The organism is Hydrogenophaga sp. (genome assembly GCF_030656115.1).
Lineage (GTDB): Bacteria > Pseudomonadota > Gammaproteobacteria > Burkholderiales > Burkholderiaceae_C > Hydrogenophaga.
On record NZ_JAUSOO010000069.1, the window covers coordinates 17,948 to 27,958 of the forward strand.

Annotated in this window: 8 protein-coding genes; 2 read left to right on the forward strand and 6 right to left on the reverse strand. The window is 64.5% G+C overall.

Annotated elements, in window-relative coordinates:
- Positions 1-113 precede the first annotated feature (113 nt).
- Positions 114-1,031, forward strand: coding sequence for a LysR family transcriptional regulator (locus Q7J58_RS09775; RefSeq protein ID WP_304826883.1), 918 nt, complete (start codon positions 114-116; stop codon positions 1,029-1,031).
- A 5-nt stretch (positions 1,032-1,036) separates the two neighbouring features.
- On the opposite strand, the gene Q7J58_RS09780 is transcribed toward Q7J58_RS09775, so the two are convergent.
- On the reverse strand, positions 1,037-2,338 hold the full coding sequence (locus Q7J58_RS09780) for a hemolysin family protein (RefSeq protein ID WP_304826886.1): 1,302 nt from the start codon (positions 2,336-2,338) through the stop codon (positions 1,037-1,039).
- Positions 2,339-2,347: 9 nt separating this feature from the next.
- On the opposite strand from Q7J58_RS09780, the gene Q7J58_RS09785 reads away from it, so the two are divergent.
- Positions 2,348-3,184 (forward strand): symmetrical bis(5'-nucleosyl)-tetraphosphatase, encoded by an 837-nt coding sequence (locus Q7J58_RS09785; RefSeq protein WP_304826889.1) that lies wholly within the window; start codon positions 2,348-2,350, stop codon positions 3,182-3,184.
- 28 nt (positions 3,185-3,212) lie between these two features.
- On the opposite strand, the gene Q7J58_RS09790 is transcribed toward Q7J58_RS09785, so the two are convergent.
- From Q7J58_RS09790 to Q7J58_RS09810, 5 genes are all read right to left on the reverse strand, one after another.
- Entirely contained in the window at positions 3,213-4,742 is a 1,530-nt protein-coding gene (locus Q7J58_RS09790; protein WP_304826891.1) for a DEAD/DEAH box helicase, read from the reverse strand.
- Positions 4,743-5,028: 286 nt separating this feature from the next.
- The gene (locus Q7J58_RS09795; protein ID WP_304826895.1) at positions 5,029-6,132 is read right to left on the reverse strand and encodes a fatty acid desaturase; all 1,104 of its coding nucleotides are present in this window, start codon (positions 6,130-6,132) and stop codon (positions 5,029-5,031) included.
- Between the two features lie 214 nt (positions 6,133-6,346).
- A complete protein-coding gene (gene dcd / locus Q7J58_RS09800; protein WP_304826898.1) occupies positions 6,347-6,922 on the reverse strand; it encodes a dCTP deaminase in 576 nt (191 codons plus the stop codon).
- Positions 6,923-7,091: 169 nt separating this feature from the next.
- Entirely contained in the window at positions 7,092-8,366 is a 1,275-nt protein-coding gene (gene guaD / locus Q7J58_RS09805) for a guanine deaminase (RefSeq protein ID WP_304826901.1), read from the reverse strand.
- 71 nt (positions 8,367-8,437) lie between these two features.
- Positions 8,438-9,553, reverse strand: a complete 1,116-nt coding sequence (locus tag Q7J58_RS09810; protein WP_304826904.1) for a BMP family ABC transporter substrate-binding protein — start codon at positions 9,551-9,553, stop codon at positions 8,438-8,440.
- Between the last annotated feature and the right edge of the window lie 458 nt (positions 9,554-10,011).

The following is a 10,011-nucleotide window of genomic DNA, read 5'->3' on the forward strand; positions in this document are numbered from 1 at the left end:
ACCAAGCGTTTTGCGTTGAACTGGTGCGGATTGTTGGCCACCCAAAAGATAAATAAAAGTAAAATGTTTAGACGATTACGGTAGATTTTTATAAATGTATTGGAGCTGCATCCATGCAACTGCGCCACGCCACCCTGCACCAGCTGCGCATTTTTCTGGCGGTGGCCCGCCACAGCAGCTTTGCACGCGCAGCCGAAGCGCTGCACCTGTCGCCGCCCACGCTGTCGCTGCAGGTCAAGCAGCTGTCGGAAACGGTGGGGCAACCGCTGTTCGAGCAACTGGGGAAAAAGATCTTTTTGACCGCTGCGGGCCAGACGCTGGCCGAGGCCTGCGAAGACATCGAGGGCCGCATGGAGCGGTTGTCGCAAGACCTGGCGGCGCTGCAGGGCGTGGAGCGCGGCAGCCTGAAGCTGGCCATCTTGACCACCGTGAAATACACCGTGCCCAAGCTGCTGGGCGGCTTTTGCGCGGCGCACCCGGGCATCGACGTGGCCATGCTCGTGGGCAACCGCGAAAACCTGCTGCAGCGTTTGGCGGCCAACCAGGACGACCTCTACATCATGGGCCAGCCGCCCGACAACATGGACGTGGTGTGCGAAGACTTTGCCGACAATCCGCTGGTGCTGGTGGCACCGCCCAACCACCCGCTGGTGGGCAAAAAAAAACTGGCACCCCAGCGGCTGATGAATCAACCCTTCATCTTGCGCGAGCCCGGCTCGGGCACCCGGCTCACCGCCGAGCGGTTTTTTGCCGCCCAGGGGGTCACGCTGAAAAACCGGCTCGAAGTCGGCAGCAACGAGGCCATCAAACAGACCGTGGCGGGTGGCCTGGGCCTGGCGGTGCTGTCCAGCACCACGGTGGTGTCGGAACTGGCGCTGGGCGAGCTGGTGCTGCTGGACGTGCTGGGCTTCCCGCTCATTCGCCGCTGGCATGTGGTGTACCCGCGGGGCAAGCGGCTCTCAGCCGCAGCGCTGGCCTTCAAGGCCTGGCTGTTTGAGCACCGCGAGCAACGGCCCGCAGGCATCGCCTGACGGCTTCAGGCGGTTGCGGGCCCAGCCCCAGGCAGGCGCACAATCAGCACCTGGTCGATGCGCCGGCCATCGAGCACCAGCACCTCAAAACGCCAGTCTGCGGCCTCGACCGCGTCGCCCTGTTGCAGCAGGTCACCCGCCACGGTCTGCATCAGGCCGGCCACGGTGTTGTAACGGCCCTTGTCTTCGTCGGGCAGCGCTTCAATGTCCAGCCGGGCCTTGAGCTCGGCCACCGGCATGGCGCCGTCCACCAGCCAGGCGCCGTCTTCGCGCTGGGTGGCCCAGGCATCCACCGCCGCTTCGGGCGACAGCTCGCCGGTGATCGCCTCCAGCATGTCCAGCGGGGTCAGCAGGCCCTGCACCACGCCGTATTCGTCCACCACCAACACCATGCGCGTGGCGCGCTCGCGAAACTGCTCCAGCAACTCCATGCCCGTCAGCGTTTCGGGCACAAACACGGCCGGCTGCACATGGCGCATGAGTGGTTCGTTGTTGCCCTCGGACTGCAGCGCCAGCATGCGCGGCAGGTGGATCACACCCACCACGTCGTCGAGCCCGCCGCGGCACACCGGGTACCACGAATGGCCGGTGGTCCAGGCCTTTTGCACCGCGTCATCGATGCTGTCCTGCGCATCCAGCCATTTGATCTCGGCGTGCGGCACCATGATGGAGGTGAGCTGGCGGTCATCGAGCAAGAACACATTGCGCACCATCTGGTGTTCGTGCTCTTCAATGATGCCGGCGTCCACGCCCTCTTCCAGGCTGGCATTGATCTCTTCTTCGGTCACATGCTGCACCGCGTTGGTGTCGATGCGCAACAGCTTGAGCATGCCCTGCGTGGTCTGCGTCAGCAGCCACACAAACGGCTTGGCCGCCTTGGCCACAAAGGCCATCGGGCGCGACACCCAGCGCGACACGGTCTCGGGGTAAAGCTGGCCAATGCGCTTGGGCACCAACTCGCCAAACACGATGGTGATGAAGGTGATGACCACCACCACCACCGCCGTGGCCGTCACGTTGGCCGTGGCGACGGTCATGCCAAAAGTTTGCAGCCACAACGCCAGCTTGCCGCTGAACGCGGCTTCACCCACGATACCGTTGAGCATGCCGATGGAGGTGATGCCCACCTGCACCGACGACAGGAACTGGGTGGGGTTTTCCAGCAGCTTCAGCGCGGTGATGGACCCTTTGTCGCCCGCCTCGGCCATGGCGGCCAGACGCGCCTTGCGGCTGGAGGCCAGCGCCAGCTCCGACATGGCGAAAGCGCCGTTGAGCAACGTGAGAAAAACAATGAGGAGGATGTCCATAATCGGCTGATGGCAACTTACATGATTGGCGATGTGCAGGGCTGCGACGAAGCCCTGGGCCGCCTGCTCGAAACAATCGATTTTTCACCCAGTCGCGACACGCTGTACCTGCTGGGTGACCTGGTGAACCGGGGGCCGCAGTCGCTGGCGGTGCTGCGCCGCCTGATGGCGCTGGAGGGCTCGGCCCACGGCCTGCTGGGCAACCACGATCTGCATCTGCTGGCCACCGCGCACGGGGTGCGCAAGCCACACCGCAGCGACACCGTGGCCGACATTTTGAGCGCGCCCGACCGCAGCGCCCTGCTCGACTGGCTGCGCCAGCGGCCCATGGCGCTGTACGCACACGGCTGGCTGATGGTGCACGCCGGCGTGCTGCCGCAGTGGGATCTGAACCAGACACTGGCCCTGGCCGGCGAGCTGGAGTCGGTGCTGCGCAGTCCCGACTGGGTTGATTTTCTGACGGGCATGTACGGCAACCAGCCCGACTTCTGGAGCGACAGCCTGCGCGGTGCCGAGCGCCTGCGGGTGATCGTCAACGCCCTCACCCGGCTGCGGTTTTGTTCGGCACAAGGCGTGATGGAGTTCGAAGCCAAAGACAACGCCGACACCGCACCGCCCGGCTTCATACCGTGGTTTGACGTGCCGGGGCGGCGCACCGCCAACGTGCCGGTGGCGTTTGGCCACTGGTCCACCCTGGGGGCGGTGCAGCGCGAAGGCGTGCTGCCGCTGGACACCGGCTGCGTGTGGGGTGGCTGCCTGACGGCGGCCCGCCTGGGCAACGCACCGGGCCGCTTTGAACTGCTCTCGGTGCGTTGCGCACAAGCGCGCCAACCCGGCAAAGACTGAGGCAACACGGCACGCGAGCCTGTGCGGCTCAGCCTCCCTCGGCGCTTGCGTTGTTGGCCGTGGTGGGTGCATCTGCCGGGGCTTTCGCCGCCAGCACCGGTGCCGGTGTGCTCTTGAACAACGCCGCCACTTTTTTGCGAGACTTGATGTTGGGCGACAGACTGCGCGCGGTGGTGGATGGCGCGGCCTCCCAAGACGGCTTCACATCGGCACTGGTGCTGGGCTCGTAGGGTTTGTCAAACAGCGGGTCGGCCGGTGCACGCGGGGCTCGGCTGCCAGATGCGAAGCGGGAATCGCTACGCCCTTCGCGCGGGGCACGGCTTTCCCGCGCGGCACGGATTTCGCGGCCTTCGGCGGCTTCAGGCTGCTTCCAGGCGCGCTGGCCGTCGTTGAAGTGCCCGGCCGGGCGCTTGTCCGCTTCCAGCTCCAGCGCTTCAAGTTCCAGCTTTTTGCCCAGCAACTTTTCAAGGTCGCCCATCAGGCGCGCATCACGCGCGCTGACAAACGACACCGCCAGACCCGACGCACCCGCGCGGCCGGTGCGGCCAATGCGGTGCACATAGTCTTCGGCGTTGAACGGAATGTCGAAGTTGAACACCGCCGGCACGTCCTTGATGTCCAGACCGCGCGCGGCCACATCGGTGCACACCAGCAGGTCCACCGCGCCGCTTTTGAAGGCCTCCAGGGCTTTCAGGCGTTCGTCCTGGCTTTTGTCGCCGTGCAAAGCGGTGGTGTTCAGGCCTTCGCGCTCCAGCGAGCGCGCCAGCCGGGCGCAACCGAGCTTGCTGTTGACGAACACAAAGGCCTGTTTCAGGCCGCGCTCGCTCAGAATTTTCTTGAGCACGGTGCGCTTGTCGTCGTCGTCCACCGCATAAAAATGCTGCTCCACCGTGGACGCGGTGGCGTTGGAACGCGCCACTTCAATCGTCACCGGGTCTTGCAGATAACTGCCCGCCAGGCGCTTGATTTCGGGTGAGAACGTGGCCGAAAACAGCAGCGTGGTGCGCTGCTTGGGCAGGAAAGACAGGATGCGCTGCAGGTCGGGCAGAAAGCCGATGTCGAGCATGCGGTCGGCTTCGTCGAGCACCACGTATTCCACCTGGTTGAGCACGCAGTTCTTGGCTTCAATGTGGTCCAGCAGGCGCCCGGGCGTGGCCACCAGCACCTCAACACCTTTTTTCAGCTCGGCGGTTTGCGGCTTCATGTCCATACCGCCGAACACCACGGTGCTGCGCAGGTTGGTGTACTTGGCGTAGAGCTTCACCTGCTCGGCCTCCTGGTCGGCCAGTTCGCGGGTGGGCAACAGCACCAGAGCGCGCACCGGGTGGCGAGCGGGCGAGGTGGACGTGTTGTCGTGCTTCATCATGCGCTGCAGCAGGGGCAGCGTGAAAGCGGCGGTCTTGCCGGTACCGGTCTGGGCGGCGCCCATCACGTCACGGCCCTGAAGCACCACCGGAATGGCCTGCGCCTGGATCGGCGTCATGTTTTCGTAGCCCATCTCGGCCACGGCACGCTCCAGGGAAGGAGCAAGGGAAAGTTCGGAAAAAGATTGGGTCATTTCTGTACGGGTTAGCCCGCTATTGTCTCACTTTGACCCGAAATCGCCCAATCGGCAGGCACCAGACCGCACAGCGACCTGCTCGGACCGAGAACATATGGGCATTTCTTCAGCCGCACCAACACCGGCTCAATGACTCAGCGCTTTTCGGGCGTATCTGAGCAAGGCCTTGAAACGCGCCCGATCAAGATGCAACGCACAGCCACAGCGCGGGCTGTTAAAGCGCATATGCCCTGCTGAGCAGGTTTTGGGGTGATGAGCGGGCATGAGCGAAACGCGCAGCCTCTTAGCCCACCGCAGGCTTGCAGTCGCTCGTGGGGCGGCCCTGAAAGTCGGTCCAGCAGCGGCGGGAAAAGTCGTACAGCTTGCACTTGCGTGCGGTCTCAAAGTACCAGGCCCACGAAAACCGCTGCACGATGATGCGGCCCGGCAAGGTGTCTTCCAGCATCTGCTGCGCGCCTTTGAGCTTGTACAGCGGGATGCTCATGTCCACGTGGTGCGCGGTGTGCTCCATGATGTGGTGCATCAGCGCGCCGATGCGCATGGGGAACGTCATGTGCACCGTGGTGGACACAAACGGTGCGGCCTTGGCCCAGGCGGCTTTGTCGTCGTGCCACTGCACCGCCGTGTGCGTGTGGTGGATGTACACCACAAAGCCGATCATGGCGTTCCAGAACATGAACGGCACCACAAAGCCAAAGAGCAGCGTGGCCCACACCGATTGGCCGGTGGCGAAAGCGGCCGCCACCAGCGCACCGATCCAGACCACGGCGGTCGCGGCCACAAACACGCCATCCCATATGAATTCCTTGCGCTGCGTGCCCATGTAGGTTTTGCGCGGGAAGAACATGCGCAACCACCACATTTCAATGAGGTAGTAAAACGCCGGGCCCCAGCCGCTGCGGTACAGCCGCTCCAGCGCACGGCGCCCAGGTGGCAGGGCGTCAAACTCTGCTTGGGTCAGCGGCGCCCACACAAAGTCCACGCCCTTGAGGTTGGTGTAACCGTGGTGCACCACGTTGTGCCCCACCTCCCACAGGCTGTAAGGCGTGAGCGACACGGTGAACGCGATGCGGCCCAGGATGCGGTTCAGGCGGCGGTGCGGGGTGTAGCTCTGGTGGCAGGCGTCGTGCCCGATGACGAACAGGCGCCCGATCATGAAACCCGCCGCCATGCCGCTGAGCAGCTTGGTCCACCAGGCTTCCAGCAGCACGGTACCGGCCATGAACGCGGCGTAGATCATCAGATCCAGCGCCAGCAAAAACACCGCCAGCGCGGTGCGGCGCTCAACAATGGGCGCCAGCCAACCCCGAATCACCTTGCGGTGCGGCAAGGGCTGCCCCAGAGGAATGGGTTCAGGGTGCTGAAACGAAGGAGAATTTTGAGACATGGGGCAGGTGGGATGGTCCCAATAGGCCCGCACGAAAGGCGTGCGGTACACAAAACGGTGGCCAGGGAGAGCCGGCGAACGGCGAAGACACTGCGGCACCGCCACAGGCACCAACAGCCAGAAAGAGAAAACGCGATGCTAGCCAGCCACCCGCGTCACCGCTTTGATGCATGTCAAACCGCATAGGCACGGGCATCTGGAGACTCTCAGCTTCTCAGGCTTTGGGCAGCGTCACGCCCACCTGACCTTGGTACTTGCCACCCCGGTCTTTGTAGCTGACTTCACAGACATCGTCTTTGTCGCTCTCGAAGAACAGCACCTGGGCGCAGCCTTCACCGGCGTAGATTTTGGCGGGCAGCGGCGTGGTGTTGCTGAACTCCAGCGTCACGTAACCTTCCCACTCGGGCTCGAACGGGGTCACGTTGACGATGATGCCGCAGCGTGCGTAGGTGCTTTTGCCCAGGCAAATGGTCAGCACGTTGCGCGGGATGCGGAAGTATTCCAGGGTGCGCGCCAGCGCGAAGCTGTTGGGCGGGATGACGCAGACGTCCTTGTGGATGTCCACAAAGCTGTTTTCATCGAAGTTTTTGGGGTCTACCACGGTGCTGTGGATGTTGGTGAACACCTTGAATTCGGGCGCGCAGCGAATGTCGTAGCCGTAACTGCTGGTGCCGTAGCTCACGATTTTTTCACCAGCGGCGTTTTGCCGGATCTGACCGGGCTCGAAGGGCTCGATCATGCCGTGCTGCTCGGCCATGCGGCGGATCCATTTGTCGCTCTTGATACTCATGCTGGTGTGCTCCGGTGTTGCCGCCGATTGTAAGGACAGGACCGGCGATAAGCCGCCATGGCGTTGTTGCTTCGCCTTGCCGTACCTGCGTACGGTCTGCGGCTTGGCGTCAGTCCTGAAGAAGTCGCACCGTGATCTGCCTTGGGGCAACCCGCGAGTGAGCTGCCGCTCACGCCATGTGGGTGCGCACCACCACCCGGTCGTCACCCAGCACGATCAGCGCAAACAGCAATTCGTCCAGGCTGGTGGCCTGTGCGGTCTTGCGCGCCAGCAACGGCGTGGCCTGCGGGTTGAGCACCACGAAGTCGGCTTCGCAACCCAGCTGCAAGTTGCCCACCACACCGGCCAGGCCCAGCGCCTGCGCAGCACCGGCGGTGTGTTGCCACCAGAGCTGGCCGGGGGTGAGACTCAAGCCGGTTTTGGTCTGGCCCTCGCGGCCCACGCAATAGGCGCCGAGCATGGTGTGAAACGGTGAAAAACTCGTGCCACCGCCCACATCGCTGGCCAGGCCGTAGCGCATGCCGGCGGCGTCGGCGGCGGCGTAGTCAAAAAATCCGCTGCCCAGAAAGAGGTTGCTGGTGGGGCTGACGGCGGCGGCGGCACCGGTTTGCTGCATGAGCGCGCGGTCGGCGGTGTCCAGGTGGATGCAATGCGCGTAAATAGCGCGCTCGCGCAGCAGCCCAAAGTCGGCGTACACGCCCAGATAGCTGCGCGCCTGCGGAAACAACTCGGTCACCCAACGCACCTCGTCCACGTTTTCGGCCACATGCGACTGCACCCACACGCTGGGGTAGCGGGCGGCCAGCACGCCCGCGCCGCGCAGCTGCTCGGGCGTGCTGGTGGGCGCAAAACGCGGCGTGATGGCGTAGCCCAGGCGGTCCACGCCGTGCCAGCGCTGGATCAGCGCCTCGGTGTCGATCAGGCTTTGCTCGGTCTCGTCGCGCACGCCGTCGGGGCTGTGGCGGTCTTGCAGCACCTTGCCGGTGATGAGCCGCATGCTGCGGGCCTGCGCGGCTTCAAACAAGGCGTTGACCGAACTCGGGTGTGAGGTGGCAAAAGCCAGTGCGGTGGTCACACCGTGGCGCTGCAGTTCGTCCAGAAAGAATTCGGCCACGCCGCGGGCGTAGGTGGCGTCTGAAAACCGCGATTCGTGTGGGAAGGTGTAGTTTTCCAGCCAGGGCAGCAAGCCCGCCGCAGGCGCGCCGATCACATCGGTCTGCGGGTAATGGATGTGCAGGTCCACGAAGCCCGGCGCCAGAATGTGGCCCCGCAGGTCTTCGACGGCCACGCCGGGAAAACGGTCCACCAGCGTGCGGAAATCCCCCACGGCGCGCACCACCCGCCGCCCCGTGGCGTCGGGGCCCACCACCAGCAACCCATCGGGGTCGTACACGGGGGTCTGATCGTCAGAGAAACGGAGGATGGCGGCGCGGTAGGCTTTCATAGGCCGTCTAGCTTAGCGGCGTTTTGCGCAGTCGACATACCCATGGCGGCATAGAAGCCATACCGATGGCTTCACTGGCCCAGTTTGCCCTGCACGCCGTCCACCAGCCAGTTCATGTTGAGGATGTCGGCGTCCGACAGCGCCTGCCCCGCCGCAATGGCCACCTGGCCCGCGTTGTTCAGCACAGCGGCTTTCGCCGCAAACACGGACAACTTGCCAGCGGCCATGTCGGCCTGGCGCGCCAGCACCTCCTGGCGCACGGCGGCAGGCACCTTGCTGCCAAAACCGTCCACACGGACCATGCCTTCACGCACGCCGCCCCACACGCTGGCGCTCTGCCAGATGCCGTCCAGCACCGCCTTCACGCGGTGGGTGTAGTAGTCGCCCCACAGGTGTGTGACAGCCGCGATCTGCGCATCGGGCGCCACATGCCGCATGTCGGAGTGGTAGGCCACCGCCAGCTTGCCGCGCTCTTGCGCCGCGGCCATGACGGCGGTGGAGCCGGTGTGAAACGCCAGCACCTCGGCACCCTGGTTCATGAGCGTCATGGCGGCGTCGCGCTCGCGCGGGGGGTTGAACCACTCGCCCAGCCAGACCACGCGCACCGTGGCCGCGGGGTTCACCGCGCGCATGCCCAGCGTGAACGCGTTGATGCCCTGAATCACCTCGGGGATCGGGAAACCCGCCACATAACCGGCCTGCGTGGCCATGCGGCCCGCCGCAATGCCGGCCAGGTAGCGGCCCTCGTAGTAGCGCGCGTTGGCGGTGGCCACGTTGGGCGCGGTCTTGTAGCCGGTGATGGACTCGAACTTGACGCCCGGGAATTCTTTGGCCACCTTGAGCGTGGGTTCCATGTAACCAAAGCTGGGCGTGAAGATGATGCCGTGGCCCTGGCGCGCCAGGTCGCGGATGACACGCTCGGCGTCGGCGCCCTCGGCCACGTTGTCGACAAAATGGGTTTGCACCTGGCTCCCCAGCGCGGCGGCCACCGCGAGGCGGCCTTGTTCGTGCTGGCGCACCCAGCCGGCTTCGGTCAGCGGCGCCACGTACACAAAAGCGACCTTCAGGGGTGCGCCTGCAGGCGGTGGCGGACTGGCCGTTTGGGCCACCGTGGTGAGGGGGAAAGAAAAGAAAAAGCTGGTGACCGCCCAGGCGCAGGCGCGCCGGGTCACGAGGTTTTTGTACATGGTGGTCCTCTACATGGCTTCCAGGAATAAAAAAGCGAGCCGGGGAAGCACCGGCTCGCTGGCGGCATTTTAAGGCAAGTCGGCTTGACGCCGGCAGAGCGCATGCACCCGCCAAAGAAGGGCCACGGCGGCGCAGCACCCGAGCCCCAAAGCCCGGGCCGGGCAGCGATTTTCGCGTTGTCCGCTCCACGCATGCGGCATTGGACCGTCGCCAGACGGATATTCATTGCCGTCCTAAGTGCAATTACGTAGCGACAACGAAGGGTTTTGCAATTCCAATCAGGCAGCCGCCGCGTCTTGGAGACCTGCGGCACGACCGACTTTCAACTGGAGACGATACACATGAAACACAAGGACATGCAGGATGTTCTCGGCGGCTTGGGGTTGGCTGCCCTCGGGGTGTTTGCGGCGGTCTACGCCCAGCGCTACGAGTTCGGCGATCTCAACCGCATGGGTGC

Bases quoted from the DNA above. Each gene is read 5' to 3' on its own strand.
- Q7J58_RS09775 (WP_304826883.1), top strand. From the start codon at position 114: ATGCAACTGCGCCACGCCACCCTGCACCAGCTGCGCATTTTTCTGGCG.
- Q7J58_RS09780 (WP_304826886.1), bottom strand. From the start codon at position 2,338: ATGGACATCCTCCTCATTGTTTTTCTCACGTTGCTCAACGGCGCTTTC.
- Q7J58_RS09785 (WP_304826889.1), top strand. From the start codon at position 2,348: ATGGCAACTTACATGATTGGCGATGTGCAGGGCTGCGACGAAGCCCTG.
- Q7J58_RS09790 (WP_304826891.1), bottom strand. From the start codon at position 4,742: ATGACCCAATCTTTTTCCGAACTTTCCCTTGCTCCTTCCCTGGAGCGT.
- Q7J58_RS09795 (WP_304826895.1), bottom strand. From the start codon at position 6,132: ATGTCTCAAAATTCTCCTTCGTTTCAGCACCCTGAACCCATTCCTCTG.
- dcd (WP_304826898.1), bottom strand. From the start codon at position 6,922: ATGAGTATCAAGAGCGACAAATGGATCCGCCGCATGGCCGAGCAGCAC.
- guaD (WP_304826901.1), bottom strand. From the start codon at position 8,366: ATGAAAGCCTACCGCGCCGCCATCCTCCGTTTCTCTGACGATCAGACC.
- Q7J58_RS09810 (WP_304826904.1), bottom strand. From the start codon at position 9,553: ATGTACAAAAACCTCGTGACCCGGCGCGCCTGCGCCTGGGCGGTCACC.